Annotated in this window: 16 protein-coding genes and 1 pseudogene; 13 read left to right on the forward strand and 4 right to left on the reverse strand. The window is 71.0% G+C overall.

Annotation, left to right across the window (positions count from 1 at the left end):
• The first annotated feature begins 10 nt into the window (after nucleotides 1–10).
• Nucleotides 11–1,222 (forward strand): cation:proton antiporter, encoded by a 1,212-nt coding sequence (locus JHN45_RS20955; RefSeq protein WP_201050019.1) that lies wholly within the window; start codon nucleotides 11–13, stop codon nucleotides 1,220–1,222.
• On the opposite strand, the gene JHN45_RS20960 is transcribed toward JHN45_RS20955, so the two are convergent.
• Nucleotides 1,200–1,865, reverse strand: coding sequence for a TetR/AcrR family transcriptional regulator (locus tag JHN45_RS20960; protein WP_200711942.1), 666 nt, complete (start codon nucleotides 1,863–1,865; stop codon nucleotides 1,200–1,202). The genes JHN45_RS20955 and JHN45_RS20960 overlap by 23 nt on opposite strands.
• A gap of 169 nt (nucleotides 1,866–2,034) precedes the next feature.
• On the opposite strand from JHN45_RS20960, the gene JHN45_RS20965 reads away from it, so the two are divergent.
• The gene (locus tag JHN45_RS20965) at nucleotides 2,035–4,302 is read left to right on the forward strand and encodes an MMPL family transporter (protein ID WP_201050020.1); all 2,268 of its coding nucleotides are present in this window, start codon (nucleotides 2,035–2,037) and stop codon (nucleotides 4,300–4,302) included.
• Nucleotides 4,271–5,314: a zinc-dependent alcohol dehydrogenase family protein gene (locus JHN45_RS20970; RefSeq protein WP_201050021.1), complete on the forward strand. Its 1,044-nt coding sequence runs from the start codon at nucleotides 4,271–4,273 to the stop codon at nucleotides 5,312–5,314. Before JHN45_RS20965 ends, JHN45_RS20970 begins: the two co-directional genes overlap by 32 nt.
• Here JHN45_RS20970 and JHN45_RS20975 read toward each other — a convergent pair.
• Together JHN45_RS20975 and JHN45_RS20980 are read right to left on the reverse strand one after the other, a co-directional pair.
• Complete coding sequence (locus tag JHN45_RS20975) at nucleotides 5,295–5,858, reverse strand: GNAT family N-acetyltransferase (RefSeq protein WP_201050022.1); 564 nt, start codon at nucleotides 5,856–5,858, stop codon at nucleotides 5,295–5,297. The genes JHN45_RS20970 and JHN45_RS20975 overlap by 20 nt on opposite strands.
• A gap of 140 nt (nucleotides 5,859–5,998) precedes the next feature.
• A complete protein-coding gene (locus tag JHN45_RS20980) occupies nucleotides 5,999–6,199 on the reverse strand; it encodes an AlpA family transcriptional regulator (protein WP_200711938.1) in 201 nt (66 codons plus the stop codon).
• 411 nt (nucleotides 6,200–6,610) lie between these two features.
• On the opposite strand from JHN45_RS20980, the gene iolC reads away from it, so the two are divergent.
• From iolC to JHN45_RS21025, 10 genes and pseudogenes are all read left to right on the forward strand, one after another.
• A complete protein-coding gene (gene iolC, locus JHN45_RS20985; RefSeq protein ID WP_201050023.1) occupies nucleotides 6,611–7,561 on the forward strand; it encodes a 5-dehydro-2-deoxygluconokinase in 951 nt (316 codons plus the stop codon).
• Entirely contained in the window at nucleotides 7,558–8,631 is a 1,074-nt protein-coding gene (locus JHN45_RS20990) for a deoxyribose-phosphate aldolase (RefSeq protein WP_374195631.1), read from the forward strand. The genes iolC and JHN45_RS20990 overlap by 4 nt, the downstream gene beginning before the upstream one ends.
• 169 nt (nucleotides 8,632–8,800) lie before the next feature.
• Nucleotides 8,801–8,896 (forward strand): annotated as a pseudogene (locus tag JHN45_RS54720) (5-deoxy-glucuronate isomerase); the annotation flags it as partial.
• Between the two features lie 137 nt (nucleotides 8,897–9,033).
• Nucleotides 9,034–10,950 (forward strand): 3D-(3,5/4)-trihydroxycyclohexane-1,2-dione acylhydrolase (decyclizing), encoded by a 1,917-nt coding sequence (gene iolD, locus JHN45_RS20995; RefSeq protein WP_201050024.1) that lies wholly within the window; start codon nucleotides 9,034–9,036, stop codon nucleotides 10,948–10,950.
• A gap of 14 nt (nucleotides 10,951–10,964) precedes the next feature.
• The gene (gene mmsA, locus JHN45_RS21000; RefSeq protein ID WP_019065702.1) at nucleotides 10,965–12,467 is read left to right on the forward strand and encodes a CoA-acylating methylmalonate-semialdehyde dehydrogenase; all 1,503 of its coding nucleotides are present in this window, start codon (nucleotides 10,965–10,967) and stop codon (nucleotides 12,465–12,467) included.
• A gap of 208 nt (nucleotides 12,468–12,675) precedes the next feature.
• A complete protein-coding gene (locus JHN45_RS21005) occupies nucleotides 12,676–14,079 on the forward strand; it encodes an APC family permease (RefSeq protein WP_201050025.1) in 1,404 nt (467 codons plus the stop codon).
• A gap of 214 nt (nucleotides 14,080–14,293) precedes the next feature.
• Entirely contained in the window at nucleotides 14,294–17,239 is a 2,946-nt protein-coding gene (locus JHN45_RS21010) for an alpha/beta fold hydrolase (protein ID WP_201050026.1), read from the forward strand.
• Nucleotides 17,236–18,099 (forward strand): ABC transporter permease, encoded by an 864-nt coding sequence (locus tag JHN45_RS21015; RefSeq protein WP_201050027.1) that lies wholly within the window; start codon nucleotides 17,236–17,238, stop codon nucleotides 18,097–18,099. Before JHN45_RS21010 ends, JHN45_RS21015 begins: the two co-directional genes overlap by 4 nt.
• Before the next feature lie 147 nt (nucleotides 18,100–18,246).
• A complete protein-coding gene (locus JHN45_RS21020) occupies nucleotides 18,247–19,833 on the forward strand; it encodes a von Willebrand factor type A domain-containing protein (RefSeq protein ID WP_236583885.1) in 1,587 nt (528 codons plus the stop codon).
• Between the two features lie 107 nt (nucleotides 19,834–19,940).
• The gene (locus JHN45_RS21025) at nucleotides 19,941–21,872 is read left to right on the forward strand and encodes a long-chain fatty acid--CoA ligase (protein ID WP_201050028.1); all 1,932 of its coding nucleotides are present in this window, start codon (nucleotides 19,941–19,943) and stop codon (nucleotides 21,870–21,872) included.
• Between the two features lie 54 nt (nucleotides 21,873–21,926).
• On the opposite strand, the gene JHN45_RS21030 is transcribed toward JHN45_RS21025, so the two are convergent.
• Nucleotides 21,927–22,337: a rodlin gene (locus tag JHN45_RS21030; RefSeq protein ID WP_200711930.1), complete on the reverse strand. Its 411-nt coding sequence runs from the start codon at nucleotides 22,335–22,337 to the stop codon at nucleotides 21,927–21,929.
• Nucleotides 22,338–22,632 lie beyond the last annotated feature (295 nt).

Raw genomic sequence — 22,632 nt, forward strand, 5'->3', positions numbered from 1 at the left:
GATACGCCTCATGTCGCAGTCCGGGACGCTCGTCCTGATCATGGCCATAGCCGTACTGGCACCCCTGCTGGCCTACGGGATCGGCCGCCGGCTCCCGGTCCCGCTGGTCATCTTCGAGATCCTGCTGGGCATCCTCGTAGGGCCCGACGTACTCGGCTGGGCGGGCGACGGACAGGTGATCGACACCCTGTCCGACCTCGGTCTGACGATGCTGATCTTCCTCGCCGGGTACGAGATCGAGTTCGACCGGATCCGCGGCGACACCCTGAAACGGTCCGTACGCGCGTGGATGGTCTCCCTCGCGCTCGGCCTCGCCCTGGCCACCCTCCTCGCCGGCTGGTCCAAGGGCGTCTACGTCGGAACGGCCCTCACCAGCACCGCCCTCGGCACGGTCCTGCCGGTGCTGCGCGACGCCGGGGACCTGCACTCGCGCTTCGGGTCGGTGATGCTCGCGTTCGGCGCGGTGGGGGAGTTCGGCCCGGTCATCGCCATGGCCCTGCTGCTCAGCGGGCGGGCGCCCGGCCGCTCTACGGCCCTGCTGGCCGCGTTCGCGCTCCTCACGGCGGGCGCGGTGTGGTGGGCGCTGCGCCCGCGCCCGCCGTGGTTCTCCCGGGTCATCGCCAAGACCCTGCACAGCAGCGGCCAGTTCGCCGTACGGCTCGTGGTCCTCCTCCTGGCGGTGATGCTGGGCATCGCCCAGACCCTCGGCCTCGACACCCTCCTCGGCGCCTTCGCCGCCGGCCTGATCACCCGCCTGGTGCTGCACGGTGCGGCCCCGGAGAGCGCGGGTTCGGTCCTGGAGAAGGTCGAGGCGATGGGCTTCGGTTTCCTGGTACCGGTGTTCTTCGTGGTCACCGGCATCGAGTTCGACCTGGACGCCCTGCTGTCCGGGGGCCACACCCTGCTCCTGCTCCCGGTGTTCCTGGCGCTGTTCCTCGTCGTACGAGGCCTTCCGGTCTACGTCCTCGCCCCGCGCGATCTCCTACGACGGGACCGGCGCGCCCTCACCCTGCTCGCCTCCACCGCGCTGCCCCTGGTGGTCGCCATCACCACCATCGGGGTCGACGACAAGGTCCTGAAGTCGGCGGACGCGGCGGCGCTGGTCGGCGCGGCGATGGTGTCGGTGCTGGTGTTTCCGCTGGTCGCGCTGCGGCTGCGGGGCGAGCGGGTGGGCGCGGCGGACAGGGCGGAAGGGGCGGTCAGGGGGTCCGAGTCGTGGTGAGGTCCGCGGTGGCCCGGTCCCGGTACTCGGCGAGCAGCGGTTCCAGGTAGCGGATCAGGACGTTCTTCAACTCCCGGACGTACGCGTCGCGTTCGGCGCCCTCGTGGGAGAGGACCAGTTCCAGGCCGGCCTTGTAGAGGCCCAGGCACAGGTGCGCGGTACGGGTGACGTCGGCGGCCGGGGCGCCGGGCAGGAACGCCGCGACGAGTGCCTCGACCTGGCCGAGCAGGTGCGCGTGCAGCGCGTCGTGCTCCTCGGTGAGCCGGCCGGGGATGTCCGGGCCGTGCATCAGGGCGAAGAACACCGGGTGCTGGCAGCTGAAGGCGGTGAAACGGTCGACGAGGGTGCCGATCGCCTCCTCCAGCGGGATCGACGGGTCGACCGCGGCGAGCGCCTCGCCGGTGGTCTCCCGCATCTGGTGGATGAGCCGGTCGCCCAGCTCGATCGCGATCGCTTCCTTGTTCGGGAAGAACTGGTAGAGCGTGCCCGGTGAGACGCCGGCCTCGCGGGCGATGGCGTTGGTGCTGGAGGCCGTGTAGCCCGTCGTGCAGAAGACGTTGGCAGCGGCTTCCAGCAGCTGGGCGATGCGGCGCTCGCCGCGGGCCTGGCGGCGGGGGCCGGCCTTCTCCTGGTCCACGGACACGAGTTATCCCCAGCTCTCCGAACGGCGTTGACAAACGCGAGCGGTCACTCGCATTCTGATCCTGGCGAAACGCGAGCGGTCTCTCGCGTTTGCCAATTCTATTGCAATGCCGACCCCTGCCACCGGCCTGCGCGGAGGCACGGGTCATGGTGAAGGGGAGCACCGCGAGATGACCGAAGTCAACAGCCCGCCGAGCCTCGGAGGGTGGACACGTTTCGTGACCGCCCGCCCGCGGTTGTCGCTGCTCGTGGCCCTGGTGCTCACCGCGCTCGCCGTGGTGGCGGGCAGCGGGGTCGCCGACCGGCTGGGCAGCGGCGGCTGGGAGGACCCGACCGCCCAGTCGACGTACGCGACCAAGGCACTGGAGCGCGAGTTCCCGGCCTCCCAGCCCAACCTCCTGCTCCTCGTCGACACCGGCAGCGCCTCGGTGGACGACCCGGCGGTGGCCGCCGAGGCCGCCCGCCTCACCGCCCGGCTGACCGGCGAGCGGGGCGTCACGGGCGTCGGCTCCTACTGGGGGACCAAATCCCCGGCCCTGCGCGCGAAGGACGGACACGAGGCGCTGATCGCCGCCCACCTCACGGGCGACGAGAAGACGACGACCGACACCCTGGACCGCATCGCGCCCGCCCTCCGCGGCACGCACGGCCCGGTGAAGGTCAAGGTCGGCGGCATCGTCGCCGTGCGCCACGAGATGCAGACGACCATCAAGGAGGATCTCGCCCGCGCCGAGATGATCGCCCTCCCGGTGACCCTCCTCCTGCTGGTGATGGTCTTCGGCTCCGCGGTCGCGGCCCTCCTCCCGCTCGGCATCGGCATCGTCGCCATCCTCGGGACGAACGCGGTGCTGCGCGGTCTCACGGAGTTCACCGATGTCTCGGTCTTCGCGCTGAACCTCACCACGGCCCTGGGCCTCGGACTGGCCATCGACTACGCCCTGTTCATCGTCCGCCGCTTCCGCGAGGAACTGTCCACCGGCGCCGAGCCCTTGCCCGCCATCGCCACCACCCTGCGCACGGCCGGCCGCACGGTCCTCTTCTCCGCCCTCACGGTCGCGGTCTCCCTGGCCGCAATGCTCGTCTTCCCGATGTACTTCCTGCGCTCCTTCGCCTACGCGGGCATCGCGGTGGTGCTCCTGGCCGCGGCATCCGCCCTGATCCTGCTCCCCGCGGCCCTGCTCCTGCTCGGCCACCGGGTCAACTCCCTCGATCTACGGCGCCTGTTCCGCCGGGGCCGCCCGGCGAAGGCCTCAGGCTCCGACGAGGAGGGCACGGCCTGGGCCCGCCTGGCGACCCTCGTGATGCGGCGGGCCCCCTTCTTCGCCCTCGCCACCGCAGCCGTCCTCGTCCTCCTCGGACTGCCCTTCCTGGGCGTCAAGTTCGGCACGGCCGACGACCGGCAACTGCCCTCGGGCGCCGAGTCCCACGTCGTGCAGCAGCACATCCGCGACGGCTTCCCGGGCAACCCCGGCGGCACCCTCGAAGTACTCGCCGAGGGACGGGCGACACCGGCGCAGTACAGCGCGTACAAGGCGAGGATCGCCCAACTGCCCGAGGTGATAAGGGTGGACGGCCCTGTGGTCCAGGGCGACTCGGCGTACTTCACGGTGCTCCCCAAGGGCGAGGCGGTCGACACCACGGCCCAGCGCCTGGTCGGTGACCTGCGCGCCACGGACGCCCCCTTCACCACCAAGGTGACCGGCACGGCGGCCGTCCTGGTCGACTCCAAGCACGCGATAGCGAGCCGCCTGCCCTGGGCGGCCGGCCTCATCGCCGTGGTCACCCTGCTCCTGGTCTTCCTCCTGACCGGCAGCGTGCTGATCCCCCTCCAGGCGGTGCTGCTCAACGCCCTCAGCCTCACCGCGATGTTCGGCGCGGTCGTGTGGGTCTTCCAGGACGGCCACCTCTCCGGCCTCCTCGGCTTCACCAGCACCGGCTCCATAGAGACGACCCTGCCGGTCCTCATGTTCTGCGTCGCCTTCGGACTCTCCATGGACTACGGCGTCTTCCTGCTCTCCCGCATCAAGGAGGAGTACGACCGCACCGGCGACCACAACGAGGCGGTCCGCCACGGCCTCCAGCGCACGGGTGGCCTCATCACAGCGGCAGCGGTGATCCTGGCCGTGGTGATGGTCGCGATCGGCACGTCCCGGGTGACCAACACCAAGATGCTCGGGCTGGGCATCGCGCTGGCGGTGTTGATGGACGCGATGATCGTCCGGAGCCTGTTGGTACCGGCGGTGATGAAGCTGACGGGGAGGGCGACTTGGTGGGCACCGGGTCCGTTGCGTCGCTTCCACGACCGGTTCGGTGTAAGTGAGGGAGGAGAGAACTCCCTTAGGGGCGCGGGGAACGGCGCGACCAGCCACAACGCACCCGCAGACGAAAACGGCGATGGGAGCCTGAATGAAAGCGGTGGTGTACGAGCAATACGGTGACCCCGCCGAGGTAAGAGACGTACCCGACCCCCACCCCGCCGACCACGGAGTGACCGTCCGGGTCGAGGCCACCGGCCTGTGCCGAAGCGACTGGCACGGCTGGCAGGGCCACGACCCCGACATCACACTCCCGCACGTACCGGGCCACGAACTCGCCGGTGTAGTGGAGGAGGTCGGCGCCCGGGTGACCAACTGGCACCCCGGCGACAGAGTCACCGTCCCGTTCGTGTGCGCCTGCGGAACCTGCGAGGCATGCGCGGCCGGCGACCAGCAGGTCTGCGCACGTCAGACCCAGCCCGGCTTCACCCACTGGGGCTCCTTCGCCCAGTACGTGGCGCTGGACCACGCCGACGTGAACCTGGTCGCGATCCCCGACGGAATGTCCTTCGCGACAGCGGCCTCGCTGGGCTGCCGGTTCGCGACGGCGTTCCGCGCGGTGGTGCAGCAGGGCCGGGTCGCCGCGGGGGAGTGGGTCGCGGTGCACGGCTGCGGCGGGGTCGGCCTGTCGGCGGTGATGATCGCGGCGGCCTCGGGCGCCCGTGTCGTCGCCGTCGACATCTCGCCCCAAGCACTGGACCTGGCAAGGAAGTTCGGGGCGGCGGAGTGCGTGGACGGCACGAGCACCCCGGACCCGGCGGCGGCGATCCGCGAGCTGACGGGCGGCGGCGCCCACCTCTCCCTGGACGCCCTGGGCTCACCGGCGACCTGCGCCGCGTCGGTGAACGGCCTGCGCCGCCGGGGCCGCCACATCCAGGTGGGCCTGCTCCCCTCTCCCTCCGGTACGACCCCGGTCCCGATGGCCCGCGCGATCGGCCTGGAACTCGAACTGCTCGGCAGCCACGGCATGGCGGCCCACACCTACCCACCCATGCTGGAACTGGTCCGGTCCGGAGTGCTCCGCCCCGATCTCCTGACCACGTCCACGATCACCCTGGAGGAGACCCCGGCCGCCCTCGCGGCGATGGGCACGGCACCCGGAGCAGGGGTGACGGTCATCGAGCCGTGGCGGTGAGGGCGGCCCACTCGTGGTCGAGGATCGCCATGAGCACGTCGTCGACCCACTCCCCGTCCCGCAGCATGGCCTCGCGCCGCACGCCTTCGACCACGAACCCGACCTTCTCGTACACCCGCCGGGCCCGGTGGTTGTGGCCGTAGACCTCCAACTGGATCCGGTGCAGGCCGAGTTGCTCGAAGGCGTGGCCGACGATCAGGCGGGTCGCCTCCGTGCCGATGCCCCGGCCGCGGCCCCGGGGGCCGATGAGGGTGCGGAAGGTGCAGCTGCGGGCGCTGGGATCCCACTCGTGGAGGACGACCTCGCCGAGGAGTTCACCGGTGGCGGGGTCGGTGACGGCGAGGTCGAGGCGGTCGGGCTGGTCGGCCCGCGTCGCGTACCAGGAACGCAGCCGCTCCGGCGTCAGTTCGGTCGACGGCTCGAAGGTGAAGCGGACGACCTCCGGGTCCTGGATCAACTGCCAGATGCCGTCGGCGTCGGACTCGGTGAACGGGCGGAGGACGGTCTTCTCGCCGGTGAGGACGGGTTTGACGGAGAGGTTCATCCGGGGATCCTCGGCGCCGGTCGGCAGTGCGGGCAACCGAATTGGCTGTTCGCGGACGCGACGAGGGCGACCGGGGCGACCGGGGCGACCGACGCGGCACCGGGCGGACACCCGGTACCGCGTCGCCCCGCCGGCTCGGGTCAGTCCTCCCTGCGCCCCCGGTTGCCCGGCCGGGCGGCCACCCAGGCCCGGACCGTGTCGGCGTACCAGTAGGGCTTGCCGCTCTCCACGTGGTCGGGCGGGGGCAGCAGGCCGTGCTTGCGGTAGGAGCGGACGGTGTCGGGCTGGACCCGGATGTGGGCCGCGATTTCCTTGTACGACCAGAGCCGTCGGTCGGTCATCAGTGCACCTCCCTGCGCGCGCCGCGGCGGCGGCCGGGGGCGGCCGTCGGGGGAGCCGTGCGCTGCGCTGGCGATCACAAAGCCTGTGCCCGGTCAACGACACAGAGTGAGGAACGGGAAGCGCCTGTGGACCGGGTGTGACGCAAGACCCGCGTACACGCGACATGTGTGACGCGAAGGGGGCTTTTGTGACGCAAGTGACGCAAAGGCGCACGCGGGCGCGGAGGCGCGGCGCGTTGACACCTGGCGCGGGGACAGACCCGCACTCGGCAAATGGCCGGTTACGTCCGTCATCGTGCAAGCCCTTACCCTCAAGCTGTCCACGTCTCGTCCGAATGTCTGGACAAAACATTGACAGGGCTCGGGCCACGGGACTACAAACCGTGGAGAGCCGAAACGAAGGGGAAGTCGATGGCGTACGACCTGATCACCATGGGGCGGCTAGGGGTGGACCTCTATCCGCTGCAGACGGGCGTGCCGCTGCCCCAGGTGACGACCTTCGGGAAGTTCCTCGGCGGCTCCGCGGCGAACGTCGCCGTCGCCGCCGCCCGGCTGGGCCGCGAGGTCGCCCTGGTCTCGCGCACCGGCGACGACCCCTTCGGCACCTACCTGCACGAGGCGCTGCGCGACTTCGGCGTCGACGACCGTTGGGTCACCCCGGTCGCCGACTATCCGACCCCGGTCACCTTCTGCGAGATCTTCCCGCCGGACGACTTCCCGCTGTACTTCTACCGGCAGCCCAAGGCCCCGGACCTGGAGATCGACGCCCACGAGCTCGACCTGGACGCGATCCACCAGGCGCGGATCTTCTGGATCACCGGCACGGGCCTGAGCGAGGAGCCCAGCCGTACGGCGACCCTCGCAGCGCTCGCGCACCGCGCCAAGTCCGGTACGACGGTCTTCGACCTCGACTGGCGGCCGATGTTCTGGAAGGACCCGAGCGCGGCCCGCCCGTTCTACGAGGAGGCCCTGCGCCACACCACCGTCGCGGTCGGCAACCTCGACGAGGTGGAGGTCGCCACCGGAGTGCGCGAGCCGCACGCCGCCGCCCGCGCGCTGCTGGACGCCGGTGTCGAACTCGCCGTCGTCAAGCAGGGCCCCAAGGGTGTCCTCGCGGTCAACCGGGACGGCGAGTCGGCCGAGGTGCCCCCGCTGCCTGTGAACGTCCTCAACGGACTCGGCGCCGGTGACGCCTTCGGCGGCTCGCTCTGCCACGGACTGCTGGCCGGCTGGGACCTGGAGAAGATCATGCGGCACGCCAACGCGGCCGGGGCGATCGTCGCCTCGCGCCTGGAGTGCTCGTCCGCGATGCCCACGGTCGCCGAGGTCGAGGGCGCGATCGCGGCCGGAGCGGTGCTGTGAGGGCCGGCCGCGTGGCGGGCGCCGAGCACGAGCGCGAGGGCGGCGACGGAAACAGGGACGGGGACGGCGTGACGCACGCGCATCTGGACCACGAGGGCGGCGACGGCCTCACCGGTCACGAAGGCGACTCCGGCACCTCCGGTCCCGCAGGCAACTCCGGACCCTCCAGCCATGACAGTGGCACCGGCCCCCGCGTCGACATCTCCGAACTCGTCCGCGTCCGCGCCCGTCACCCCGAGGCGATAGCCGAGGCCGCCGCGCGCCGCGTCCGGCGCCCCCTCCTCGACGACGCCGGCCGGCTGATGATCGTCGCCGCCGACCACCCCGCCCGCGGCGCGCTCGGCGTCGGCGACCGCAAGTTCGCCATGGCCAACCGCGCCGAGCTGCTCGAACGCCTCTGCCTGGCGCTGTCCCGGCCCGGCGTCGACGGTGTCCTCGCGACCGCCGACATCCTGGACGACCTGCTCCTCCTCGGCGCCCTCGACGGCAAGGTCGTCATGGGCTCGATGAACCGCGGCGGCCTCCAGGGCGCCCGCTTCGAGCTCGACGACCGCTTCACCGGCCACCGCGCCGAGGACATCGAGCGGCTCCGCTTCGACGCGGGCAAGCTGCTGCTGCGCATCGACTACGACGACCCGGGCTCCCTCACCACCCTGGAGTCCACCGCCCGCGCCATCGACGACATGGCAGCGCGCCGACTCCCGCTGTTCGTCGAGCCGTTCATCAGCCGCCGCACCGACGAGGGCAAGCTGAAGAACGATCTGAGCGCCGAGGCCGTCATCAAGTCCATCGCCATCTCCTCGGGCCTGGGCGGCACTTCGGCCTACACCTGGCTCAAGCTCCCGGTCACCGAGAACCCGGACGACATGGCCCAGGTCATGGAGACCTCCACCCTCCCCGCCGTCCTCCTCGGCGGCGAGGTCGGCGACGACCAGGACGGCGCCTACGAGAAGTGGCGCGGCGCCCTCCAACTCCCCACCGTGCGGGGCCTGGTGGTCGGCCGTTCGCTGCTCTACCCGCCGGACGGAGATGTGGCCGCCGCCGTCGACACCGCCGTAGGGCTGCTGTGAGGGCCGGCTGATGACGGCCGCCGGTGACGGGCAGCGGATCGTGCTTCCGATCAGCGGTGGATGTACCGTGCGAATTACGGACCAAAAGGTCCAACTTGTTGCGGACCGAAAGGTCCAACTCGTGGACCCGACGGTCCAACTCCCGGGCGGGGAAAGCATGTTCGCCCGGACACAGAACGCCTCCGGCGCGGGAGGCCGCTTCGCCCTGGCAGGAGCGAAGTGCGAGCGACGACTCCCCGCTCGCTACGGCCCCGCGCCGGAGGTCTCCAACACGGCTGATCACCCTGCGTGTTGGAGCATGCGCACTGAGGTTCCCGGCCTCGGGCATCGAGTCGGACGGGGTCGCGGAGCCGTACCGGAGTTGCGGATCAGCTTGCACCCGGAACACACGGAGGAACACCGATGACCTCAACGACGAGGCTCACGGTCGCACAGGCGCTCGTACGCTTCCTGTCCGTCCAGTACACCGAACGCGACGGCGTACGGCGGCGGTTGATCAGTGCGACCTGGGGCATCTTCGGCCACGGCAACGTGGCCGGGCTCGGCCAGGCACTCATCGAGTACGCCACCGTGCCCGGCGGGGAGACATCCCCCGCGTCACCGGTCATGCCGTACCACCAGGGCCGTAACGAACAGTCCATGGTGCACGCGGCAGTTGGCTACGCGCGCCAGTCGAACCGGCTGTCGACGCACGCCGTCACGACCTCCATCGGCCCCGGCGCCACCAACCTCGTCACCGGCGCCGCGCTCGCCACGATCAACCACCTCCCGGTCCTGCTCCTCCCCGGCGACACCTTCGCCACCCGCCCCGCGGATCCGGTGCTCCAGCAGCTCGAAGTCCCGTACGCGGGCGATGTGTCGGTCAACGACTGTCTGCGCCCGGTGTCGAGGTACTTCGACCGGATCACCCGCCCTGAGGCGCTGATCCCGGCCGCCCTGAACGCCATGCGCGTACTCAGCGACCCCGTCGAGACCGGGGCCGTAACTCTCGCTCTCCCGCAGGACGTTCAGGCCGAGGCGTACGACTGGCCGGACGAGTTCTTCGCCGAACGCACCTGGTACGTACGGCGACCGGCCGCCGACCCGGCCGAACTCGCCGAAGCGGTAAGGGCAGTTCGCGAGGCGCGGAGGCCGCTCGTCGTCGCGGGCGGCGGAGTCCACCACAGCCGCGCCGAGGCAGCCCTCGCCGAGTTCGCGTCCGCCACCGGCATCCCGGTCGCCTCCACCCAGGCCGGCAAGGGCTCCCTGAACCACGACCACCCGCAGGACGTCGGCGGCATCGGCCACACCGGCACCGCGACCGCCGACGAACTCGCCCGGATGGCCGACCTGGTGATCGGCGTCGGCACCCGCTACACCGACTTCACCACCGCCTCCCACACCCTCTTCGAACGCCCCGGCGTCCGCTTCCTCAACCTCAACATCGCCCCGTACGACGGCCACAAACTCGCCGGACAGCCGCTGATCGCCGACGCCCGCGGCGGACTGACCGCGCTGGCAAAGGAGTTGGGCCGCCACGGCCACCGGGTCGACGCGTCGTACATCGCCGAGTACCGCGAGGACAAGGAGCGTTGGGAACAGCGCGTCGACGCCTGCTACGAGGCCGACGAGCCCGACGTACGCCCCACCCAGCCCCAAGTCCTGGGCGCACTCGACGAGATCGTCGACGCGTCGGACATCATCGTCAACGCGGCCGGCTCGCTCCCCGGAGACCTGCACAAGCTGTGGCGGACGAGGTCGTTCGACCAGTACCACCTGGAGTACGGCTACTCCTGCATGGGCTACGAGATCCCGGCCGCGATCGGCGTGAAGCTGGCCGCGCCGGACCGGCCGGTGTGGGCGCTGGTCGGCGACGGCACGTATCTGATGATGCCGACGGAGATCGTGACCGCCGTACAGGAAGGCATCGCGATCAAGGTGCTGCTGATACAGAACCACGGGTACGCGTCCATAGGCGGCCTGTCGGAGTCGGTGGGTGCCGAGCGGTTCGGCACCGCGTACCGCCACCGCGCCGACGACGGCACCTACACCGGCGCCCCGCTGCCCGTCGACCTCGCCGCCAACGCGGCCAGCCTCGGCATGCGCGTGCTGCGCGCGAAGACCGTCCGTGACCTGCGCACGGCGCTCGCCGAGGCGCGGGCCGCGGACACTCCCACTTGTGTCTACGTGGAGACCGAAACCGCAGACACTGTGTCGGGCGCGCCTCCGGCGCAGGCCTGGTGGGATGTTCCTGTGGCCGAGACCGCGGCCCGATCGTCCGCGGTCAAGGCACGAGAGCTGTACGAACGGCACGTCACCACCCGACGCCGCCATCTGTGAAGGAGCAACTGGGCATGACGAAGATCGTCAACCACTGGATCGGCGGCAAGACCGTCGAAGGCGCGTCGGGGAACTACGGGCCGGTCACCGACCCGGCGACCGGCGCGGTCACCACGAAGGTCGCGTTCGCGTCGGTCGAGGAGGTCGACGCGGCCGTCGCCGCCGCCAAGGACGCCTACGCGACCTGGGGCACCTCCTCGCTCGCCAAGCGGACCACGATCCTCTTCAAGTTCCGGGCGCTGCTCGAGGCCAACCGGGACGCCATCGCCGAGCTGATCACCGCCGAGCACGGCAAGGTGCACAGCGACGCGCTGGGCGAGGTCGCGCGCGGCCTGGAGATCGTCGACCTGGCGTGCGGGATCACCGTGCAGCTCAAGGGCGAACTCTCCACCGAGGTCGCGTCGCGCGTCGACGTGGCGTCGATCCGCCAGCCGCTGGGTGTCGTGGCCGGCATCACGCCGTTCAACTTCCCCGCCATGGTGCCGATGTGGATGTTCCCGATCGCCATCGCGACCGGCAACACCTTCGTCCTCAAGCCCTCCGAGAAGGACCCGTCGGCGTCCCTGAAGATCGCCGAACTGCTGGCGGAAGCAGGCCTCCCGGACGGCGTCTTCAACGTCGTCCACGGCGACAAGGTGGCCGTGGACCGCCTCCTCGAGCACCCGGACGTCAAGGCGGTCTCCTTCGTCGGCTCGACCCCGATCGCCCGCTACATCCACACCACGGCCTCCGCGAACCACAAGCGCGTCCAGGCCCTGGGCGGCGCCAAGAACCACATGCTGGTCCTGCCCGACGCCGACCTCGACGCGGCGGCCGACGCGGCCGTCTCCGCCGCCTACGGTTCGGCGGGCGAGCGCTGCATGGCCATCTCGGCCGTGGTCGCGGTCGGCTCCATCGGCGACGAGCTGGTCGAGAAGATCCGCGAGCGCGCCGAGAAGATCAAGATCGGCCCCGGCAACGACCCGACGTCGGAGATGGGCCCGCTGATCACCGCCGTGCACCGCGACAAGGTCGCGTCCTACGTGACGGGCGCGGCGGCGGAAGGCGCCGAAGTGGTCCTCGACGGCACCGGCTACACGGTCGAGGGCTTCGAGGACGGCCACTGGATCGGCATCTCTCTCCTCGACAAGGTGCCGACGACGGCGAAGGCGTACACGGACGAGATCTTCGGCCCGGTCCTCTGCGTCCTGCGCGTGGACACCTACGACGAGGGCGTGGCCCTCATCAACAGCTCCCCCTTCGGCAACGGCACCGCGATCTTCACCCGCGACGGCGGCGCCGCCCGCCGCTTCCAGCTGGAGATCGAGGCCGGCATGGTCGGCGTCAACGTCCCGATCCCGGTCCCGGTGGGCTACCACTCGTTCGGTGGCTGGAAGGACTCCCTCTTCGGGGACCACCACATCTACGGCAACGACGGCACGCACTTCTACACCCGCGGCAAGGTCGTCACCACCCGCTGGCCCGACCCGGCCGACGCCCCGACCGGCGTCGACCTCGGGTTCCCGCGCAACCACTGAGCAGCCTTCAGCAGGCCTGAATGGGGCCGTCCGTATCGCGGACGGCCCCATTTTTTCGCTACGACGGCTGCGGTAACCGCAGGAACCCGAACCGGGGCCACCACTGCCCACGGACGCCGAATACGTCACTCTCGACGGTCTGGATCAACGGATTCCGTAGGTGAACACCCATTGACGTGATGGTTTCCGTCAATGTTCCATCAGGCCCGTGACCGACACCCTCCCCACTGCCGAGGCCGCCGTTTCCGAGGCGCCGTCGGACAGCTCCCGAAGCCCCCGGCAGCTCAAGCGCTCCATCGGCATAGTCGGTGGCACGCTCCTCACGCTCTCCTGCGTGACACCGGCCTCCACGCTCTTCGTGGTCGTCCCCGACCTGTTCGGCACGCTGGGCACCGCGACCGCCCTCACGATCGCGATCGGCTCGGTCCTCTGCATCGCCGTCGCGTTCTGCTACTCGGAGCTGGGCACCCTCATCCCCAGCGCGGGCGGCGAGTACGCGATGGTGTCGACGCTGGCGGGCCGCCTGGCGGGCTGGCTGGTCTTCGTCCTCTCGCTCCTGGTCGTGATGATCGTCCCGCCGGTGATAGCGATGGGCACGGCGGACTACCTGACCCCGATCGTCCACCTGAACCCGTCGATGACCGGCGCGGGCGTGATGCTCCTGGCCACGCTGGCGGGCCTGTTGGACCTGCGCGCCAACGCCTGGATCACGGGCATCTTCCTGGTCCTGGAGGTCATTGCGGCGGGAGTCGTGGCCCTCCTCGGCTTCACGCACAGCCACCGGGGCCTGGGCAGCCTGACCTCGATGCAGGTCGCGGGCACCGGCGGCCACACGGACACGGTGACGGCGATGCTGGTGGTCTCCGGCCTGGCGATCGCCCTCTTCGTCACCCAGGGCTTCTCGACGGCGGTCTACCTCTCCGAGGAGCTGGAGAACCCGCGCCGCAACGTGGCCCGCACGGTCCTCGCCACCCTCGCGATCTCCACGGTGATCATCCTGGTCCCGGTGGTCGCCATCACCATGGGCGCGTCCGACCTCTCGGAGCTGGCCGGCGGCGACATCAGCAGCATGGTCACCGCCTGGTCCAACTCGGCGGTCGGCACCTTCGTCAGCCTCTGCGTAGCCCTCGCGATCATCAACGCGGGCATCGTCATGGTCATCCAGAACTCCCGCGTCCTCTTCGCCTCCGCCCGCGACAAGGCCTGGCCCACCCCGGTCAACACGGTCTTCTCCAAGCTCGGCCGCTTCGGCGCCCCTTGGGTGGCCACCCTCGCCGTAGGCATCCCCGGAGCAGTCCTCTGCTTCGTCAACCTGGACACCCTGTACGGCGTGACGGGTGTGTCGGTGACGGGCATGTACCTGCTGGTCGCGGTAGCTGCCCTGCTCTCCCGCCGAGGCCAACACAGGCACACGCGCGCGTGGCGCATGCCGCTGTGGCCCGCAATGCCGATCCTCCTGATCGCGGTCCTGGCGTACATCCTCACGCAACAGGAGACGAGCTATCTGCTGTGGACAGGGGGCATAGTCGCCGCGGCCACCCTCTACTGGGCGTTCTACCTGCGCCCACGCCGCGAAACCCGCTGGCTTGTGTCGATCCCTGAGGAGGACTGAGGCCCCGAAGGGGCCGAGTCCTCGTCAGGGGCGCGGGGCTGTATCAATTTGCGGCTCCGCCGCGTGGGCGCGCCCAGCCACAACGCACCCGCACCCGGCACCCCACATAAGCCTCCCGAGCTACTAGCCATACACCAAGCGCGGTACACCCCTCACCCCCGGTTCACCCCAGGGTCGCCCCCAACTGTCAGAGACGCCCCGTACCGTTGACGACATGGATCTTCGCCCGCAGCTACGACTACGACGCCCCCGGCGCTGGCTCGCCGCCACCGCCGCCGTAGCCGTGCTCGCCGCCGCCGGCACCTGGACGGCCGTGGCCTCCGACAAACCGCCGGAGGTACACCGCTCCGACCGCACGATGGCAGTCGACGGCGTGAACCTCGACACCTCGTACTTCACCACCGGCGGCACCGCCCGCCGCCCCGCCGTCCTCCTGGCGCACGGCTTCGGCGGCAGCAAGGACGACGTACGGAAGCAGGCCGAGGGCCTGGCCAGAGACGGCTACGCGGTACTGACCTGGTCCGCGCGCGGCTTCGGGAAGTCGACCGGCAAGATCGGGCTCAACGACCCGGACGGCGAGGTCAAGGACGTCTCCAAGCTGATCGACTGGCTGGCGAAGCAGCCGGACGTCCAGCTCGACAAGCCCGGCGACCCGCGCGTGGGCGTGGCGGGCGGTTCCTACGGGGGAGCGATCTCGCTGCTGGCCGCCGGGTACGACGCCCGCGTGGACGCCATCGCCCCGGCGATCACGTACTGGAACCTCGCCGACGCCCTGTTCCCGAACGGCGTCTTCAAGAAGCTCTGGGCGAGCATCTTCATCAACTCCGGTGGCGGCTGCGCCAATTTCGAGCCCCAGTTGTGCGCGATGTACGACCGGGTCGCCGAGTCGGGCAAGCCGGACGCGGCGGCGCGCGCACTCCTCGATGAGCGCTCCCCGTCCGCCGTCGCCACACACATCAACGTGCCGACCCTCCTGCTCCAGGGCCAGACCGACTCCCTCTTCCCGCTCGGCCAGGCCGACGCCGCCGCGAAGGCGATCCGCGCCAACGGCGCCCCCGTGGACGTCGACTGGATCGCGGGCGGCCATGACGGCGGCGACATGGAGACGAGCCGCGTCCAGGCACGCGTGACCTCGTGGTTCGACCGGTACCTGAAGGACGACAAGAACACCGACACCGGCCCGGCCTTCCGCGTCACCCGCACCGGAGGCGTCGACTCCACCGACGGCGCCGCCCAACTGCGCGGCGCGAGCGGCAGCGCCTACCCCGGCCTGGAGAGCGACCCGCGCGCGATCGCCCTCACCGGCCGCCGCGAGCAGTCCTTCACCAACCCGGCCGGCGCCAGCCCGCCCGCGATCTCCGCCCTGCCCGGCCTCGGCAGCGCGGGCGGCCTGTCCCAGCTGTCCTCCCTGGGCGTCGGCATCTCCCTCGACTTCCCCGGCCAGTACGCCGCGTTCGACTCCAAGCCCCTCACCCAGGGCCTCCGCATCACCGGATCGCCCACGGTCACCGTCCACGTCAAGTCGACGAGCGACGACGCCGTCCTCTTCGGCAAGGTCTACGACGTCGGCCCGGGCGGCACCCAACAGGTGCTCCCCTCCCAGCTGGTGACCCCCCTCAGGGTCGAGGGCGCCAAGGCGGGCAAGGACGTCACGATCACCCTCCCGGCCATCGACTACGACGTCCAGAGCGGCCACCACCTGCGCCTGGTCCTCGCCTCGACGGACCTCGCGTACTCCTCGCCCACGGCCCCGGCGACGTACACCGTCACCCTGAAGAGCGACCTCAAGGTGCCGACGGCCCCGGGTGTGACGACCGCGGCGGCGACGCTGCCGTCCTGGGTGTGGTGGTTCCCGCTCGCCGGCGCGGCGCTCGCACTGGCGCTGCTGCTGACCGGACGCCGCCGCACCTCCGCGACACCCCCCGACCCGGAGCTGGCCGAAGTTCCGCTCCAGATCACCGACTTGAGCAAGCGGTACGCGAAGTCGGCGGACCGGTACGCGGTCCGGGAGCTGTCCTTCCGCGTGGAGAAGGGCCAGGTGCTCGGCCTGCTGGGTCCGAACGGCGCGGGCAAGACGACCACCCTGCGCATGCTGATGGGCCTGATCAAACCGGACGACGGCGAGATCAGGGTCTTCGGTCACGCGATCCGCCCGGGCGCCCCGGTGCTGTCCAGGGTCGGCGCCTTCGTCGAGGGCGCGGGCTTCCTCCCGCACCTCTCCGGCCGCGAGAACCTGGAGCTGTACTGGCAGGCGACGGGACGGCCCCCGGAGGACGCCCACCTGGAGGAGGCCCTGGAGATCGCGGGCCTCGGGGACGCGCTCGCCCGCGCGGTGCGCACCTACTCCCAGGGCATGCGCCAGCGCCTCGCCATCGCCCAGGCCATGCTGGGCCTGCCCGACCTCCTCATCCTCGACGAACCGACCAACGGCCTCGACCCGCCGCAGATCCGCGAGATGCGCGAGGTGATGATCCGCTACGCGGAGGCCGGCCGCACGGTCATCGTCTCCAGCCACCTCCTCGCCGAGGTCGAGCAGTCCTGCACCCACCTCGTGGTCATGGACCGCGGCCGACTCGTCCAGGCGGGCCCGGTCGCCGAGATCATCGGCTCCGGAGACACCCTCCTTGTCGGCCTGGCCGCCGACATCCCCGACCCGCTGGTCGACAAGATCGCGGCCCTGCCGGACGTCGAGTCGGTGACCCGCGCGGACGGCGGCCTGCTGTTGCGGCTGGCCTCCGACGACGGTCCGTCCTCCGGTGACCACCCGGTATCCGCCGATCAACCGGCCCTCGGCGACCGCCTGGTGTCCGCCGCCTCCCCGGCGGGCGGCGCCGTGGCGGAGGGGGCCGGCGCGGCGCGCGAGGCGCAGGGCGCCACCACCGCCGAGGCGTCCGGCGTCGCACTCGCCGAGCCGGCCACCTCCGCCACGGCCGACGCCCCCGGCACCGCACTCGACGCGCCGGTGCCCCCGTCCCTCGCGGAGGACCCGGCGACCCCGTCCACCCCACCGAGCCCCTCCTCGGCGCCCTCCGCTCACGGCTCGCCCACCGCCGCCCGACTCCTCGTCGAACTCGTACGACTCGAAGTCCCCGTCTCCTCCGTCGGCCCCCACCGCCGCCTCGAAGACGCCTTCCTCACCCTGATCGGAGGTTCCGCATGAGCACGCTCGCCGAGCCCGTAGAGGTGGCCTCCGGCTACCGCGCGGGCCGCACACTGCCCCTCCGGGTGGAACTGGTCCGGCAGTTGAAGCGGCGCCGCACCCTGGTCATGGGCGGCATTCTCGCCGCGCTGCCCTTCATCCTGGTGGCCGCCTTCGCGATCGGCGGCACCCCGGGCGAGCGCAACAGCCAGGTGACCCTGATGGACACGGCCACCTCGTCGGGCGCCAACTTCGCCGCGGTGAACCTGTTCGTGTCGGCGGGCTTCCTCCTGGTCGTCCCGGTCGCCCTGTTCTGCGGGGACACGGTCGCCTCGGAGGCCAGCTGGTCGTCCCTGCGCTATCTGCTGGCGGCACCCGTGCCCCGGGCCCGCCTGCTGTGGTCGAAGCTGGTCGTCGGCCTGAGCCTCAGCCTCGGCGCGATGGTCCTGCTCCCGCTCGTCGCCCTGGCCGTCGGCACCGCCGCCTACGGCTGGGGACCGCTGGAGCTGCCCACCGGCGGCGCGATCGGCTCGGGCACGGCCGCCCAACGCCTGCTCGTGGTCGTGGCGTACATCTTCGTGTCCCAACTGGTCACCGCCGGGCTCGCGTTCTGGCTCTCGACGAAGACCGACGCACCCCTGGGCGCGGTCGGCGGCGCGGTCGGCCTGACCATCGTCGGCAACGTCCTGGACGCCGTCACCGCCCTCGGCCACTGGCGCGACTTCCTGCCCGCGCACTGGCAGTTCGCCTGGGCGGACGCCGTGCAGCCCCATCCGGAGTGGTCCGGCATGATCCAGGGCACGGCGGTCTCCGTTACGTACGCCATCGTGCTGTTCGCCCTGGCCTTCCGGGGTTTCGCCCGCAAGGACATCGTGTCGTAGGTCAACGGAGCATCACCCACCGGTCACGACAGGCCATGATCGCGACCCCTTCGAGACGCTTCCGCAACTCCCCGTAGCGCACGTTCCCGTCCCCTCCGCCGTCACAGTCGCAGAAGCCGACGTCAACGGACCGAGGGGGCACGGGAGATGGGAACCGACCAGACCGACCGCACACGACCGGCGCAGGAGTACGCCCGCCACCGCACCCGGCGACCTCGACGCCTGCGCGCCACCCTGCTCGCCCTCACCGCCGCGGGCGGCCTGCTGCTCACCGGCTGCAGCGCGGGCGGCAGCAGCAACTCCAACAGCGCGGACGGGGCGAACCGGACCGGTTTCCCGGCCCCGGCCCCCGCCACCACCTCCGGCGGTGACAACAGCAGCGAACAGGACGGCGAACAGACAAGCACCCCCGCCGACAAGATCGCCCCGTCCCCCGACTACCTCTCCACCTTCGCCCTCGACGTCGACACCGCCTCCTACGGCTACGCCCGCCGCGTCCTGGCCGACGGGCAGCTGCCCGACCCGTCGACGGTCCGCCCCGAGGAGTTCGTCAACAGCTTCCGGCAGGACTACGAACGCCCCGACGGCAACGGCTTCACGGTCACCGTCGACGGCGCCCGCACCGACAGCGCCAACTGGTCCCTGGTCCGCGTCGGCCTCGCCACCCGCACAGCCGACGACAACGCCGAACGCCCGCCCGCAGCCCTCACGTTCGTCATCGACGTCTCCGGCTCCATGGCCGAGACGGGCCGCCTGGACCTCGCGAAGAAGTCCCTCGACGAGATGACGGACCGGCTGCGCGACGACGACTCGGTCGCCCTCGTCACCTTCAGCGACGAGGCCGAGACCGTCCTCCCGATGACCCGCCTCGACGGCCATCGCGGCACAGTCCACCACGCCGTCGACGAGTTGGAGACCCAGTCCTCGACCAACCTCGGCGCCGGCGTCGCGACCGGCTACGCCACCGCCACCGAGGGACTGCGCGAGGGCGCCACCAACCGGGTCGTCCTCATCTCCGACGGCCTCGCCAACACCGGTGACACCAACGCCGATTCGATCCTGGAACGCATCTCGAACGAACGCCGCGACCACGGCATCACCCTGTTCGGCGTCGGAGTCGGCAGCGACTACGGCGACGCCCTGATGGAGAAACTCGCCGACAAGGGCGACGGCCACACCGCGTACGTCTCGGACGACGCCGACGCCCGCAAGGTCTTCGTCGACCAACTCCCGCAGAACATCGACCTCACCGCCCGCGACGCCAAGGCCCAGGTCGCCTTCGACCCCGAGACGGTCGCGCAGTTCCGGCTCATCGGCTACGAGGACCGCAAGGTCGCCGACGACGACTTCCGCAACGACAACGTCGACGGCGGCGAGATCGGCCCCGGCCACACCGTGACCGCCCTCTACGCCGTCCGCACCAGGCCCGGCGCCGACGGCCACCTCGCCACGGCCAGTGTCCGCTGGCTCGACCCCGACACCCGTGCCCCGCACGAGGAGTCGGGCCAGCTGGAGACCGACGCCCTGCACGACTCCCTCTCCAGCGCGTCCCCCCGCTTCCAAGTCACCGCCGTGGCCGCCTACTTCGCCGACTGCCTCCGCTCCGGCGACCTGCCGGGCGACCCGGGCCTCGACGAACTCGCCGACCGCGCCCACGCGTTGGCGAAACAGACGGAGGACAAGGACGTACAGCAACTCGCCGAGGCGATCGACGAGGCGAGCCGCATGAACTGACCCCGACCCAACCGGTACTCGATCCCACCGGCCCCATTGACCTTCCCCTACTTGCGAGTAAGTTGACGCCCCAGTCACCGTCTCACCGCCGACCGGGAGCAGCCGACATGGGCGTACGCAAGGACCTGAAGCGGGCGCGGCAACGCACCGACCTGGCGGCCCGCACCCGGGTCGAACTCACCAGGGACGCGCGGGGAGTCGTACGGGAGGCGAGCACGCTGCCGCTCGCCTCGCGCCCGACGACCGGCAGCACCGCCGACCTGCCGTTCACCAACGCGGCGGAGGCCCCCGACACCGTGGTCCTCCGCCGTGAGCAGAACGGCGGCTGGCACCCCGTGACCGCCGCCGCCTTCGCCCGTGAAGTCACCGCCACCGCAAAGGGGTTGATGGCCGCCGGCCTCGAACCGGGCGGCCGGGTCGCGGTGATGTCCCGCACCCGCTACGAGTGGACGGTCCTCGACTTCGCGATCTGGGCGGCCGGCGGCCGGACCGTGCCGATCTACGCGACCTCGTCCGCCGAGCAAGTGGAGTGGATCGTCAGGGACTCGGGCACCCGCTTCGTCGTCACGGAGAACAGCGAGAACACCGACACGGTCATGACGGGCACCGCCCGCCACCCCCAACACCCGCGCATCTGGCAGCTGGACGCGGGCGCGCTGGCCGAACTCGCCACCCTGGGACGGGACATCACCGACGAGGAGGTCACCAAGCGCCGTACCGCGCTCACCCCCGACACGGTCGCGACGATCTGCTACACCTCCGGCACCACCGGCCGCCCCAAGGGCTGTGTCCTCACCCACGCCAACCTGCACGCCGAGGCCGCCAACACGGTCGAGTTGCTGCACCCCCTTTTCACCGAGGTCACCGGCCAGGTCGCCTCCACGCTCCTCTTCCTCCCGCTCGCGCACATCATGGGCCGCACCCTGCAGATCGCCTGTCTGATGGCCCGCATCGAGATCGGCCACTGCCCGAGCATCAAGCCCGACGAACTCCGCCCGGCGCTACGGGAGTTCAGGCCCACGTTCCTGGTCGGGGTGCCATACCTCTTCGAGAAGATCCACGACACCGGCCGCGCGACCGCCGAACGGATGGGCCGCGCCGCCTCCTTCGACCGCGCCGACCGCGTCGCGGTCCGCTTCGGCAAGGCCTACCTCGACAGGTTCCTCGGCACCGGCAAGGGCCCGAGCCCCGCCCTGTACGCCGCGTGGGCCCTCTACGACCTGCTGGTCTACCGCCGTATCCGCAGCGAACTCGGCGGCCGGATGCGGTACGCCATCAGCGGCGGCTCCCCGCTCGACCGCGACCTCAACCTCTTCTTCGCCGCGGCCGGAATCATCGTCTACGAGGGCTACGGCCTCACCGAGACCACGGCCGCCGCCACCATCGTCCCGCCCCTGCGGCCCCGCCCCGGCACGGTCGGCCTCCCGGTGCCCGGCACCACGGTCCGCATCGCCGACGACGGCGAGGTGCTCATCAAGGGCGGGGTGGTCTTCGGCGCGTACTGGAACAACCCGGCGGCCACCGACGCCGTACTGCGGGACGAGTGGTTCGCGACCGGGGACCTCGGGGCGCTCGACGAGGACGGCTATCTCACCATCACCGGCCGCAAAAAGGACATCCTCGTCACCAACGGCGGCAAGAACGTCTCGCCCGCCGTCCTGGAGGACCGCCTCCGCAGCCGCGCCCCGGTCGGCCAGTGCCTGGTCGTCGGCGACAACCGCCCCTTCGTCGCCGCCCTGATCACCCTCGACCCCGAGGCCCTCGCCCACTGGCTGTCGGTGCGCAAACTCCCCGTGGACACCCCGCTCGCCGAGCTCGTACGGAACGGGGACCTGCGCGCGGACGTCCAGAAGGCCGTCGACCACGCCAACCAGGCCGTCTCCCGCGCCGAGTCGATCCGCGCCTTCGCCCTGGTCGAGGGCGAGTTCACCGAGGACAACGGTCTGCTCACCCCGTCCCTGAAAATCAAACGCCATGTGGTGACGGCGGCCTACGCGGACGACATCGAGGCGCTCTACGCGAAGCCGAAGCCGACATAGCAAGAAGCGGGCCGCCGAGGTGCTCGGCGGCCCGCTCTCGTGGTGCTGGTGGGGTCAGCTGCCCACGGCGCCGTTGCCCGACAGGACCGGGATGTTGTCCAGGATGTGCGACAGCGGCTCGTCGCCCTTGGCCTGGGTGGAGTTCTCGGTGCACTGCTGGTTCTGCGGGGCCGACAGGATCGGCACGTCCTGCAGAACGGTGACCGGCACGACGCCGACGATCGAGGCCAGGTTCGCCTTGACCGGCAGGCCGACACAGGGCTTGTTCAGGGTGCCCTGGACGAGGGAGAGCTGGGGGCTCATGTCGCCCTTGGTCTCCTGGTTGCCGTACTTCTGGACGGCGCCGTTGCCCTGGGTGGTGGTGACGCCGTCGTCGTTGCCGATCGCCATCGCCGGGGTGGCGACAGCGGCCGTGGCACCGGCGAGGGAGGCGGCAACAGCCGCGGTCGCCCACAGCTTCTTCATGTTCAAACCCTTTCGGAGGACGGACCCCGTTGCGGAGCCGCGCGATGATCAACTGGGTGACGGCCGGTTTGGTTGCGGCCTTTGCCCTGAATGGAGCAATAAGTCTGTTGGGGTGACAAGTCGGCTCCCGGACGAGCGGGAGCGTGTCCCCGTGGACGGTCCGCGCCTGCGGAGGCAAGCCAACGGGCCGCCGAGAAGTCGGCGGCCCGTGGTGCGCGTCCGGGGATCAGCTGCCCGCGGAGCCGTTGCCCGACAGGACCGGGATGTTGTCCAGGATGTGCGACAGGGGCTCGTC

The organism is Streptomyces sp. MBT53 (assembly GCF_016654115.1).
In the GTDB taxonomy this organism is placed as follows: domain Bacteria; phylum Actinomycetota; class Actinomycetes; order Streptomycetales; family Streptomycetaceae; genus Streptomyces.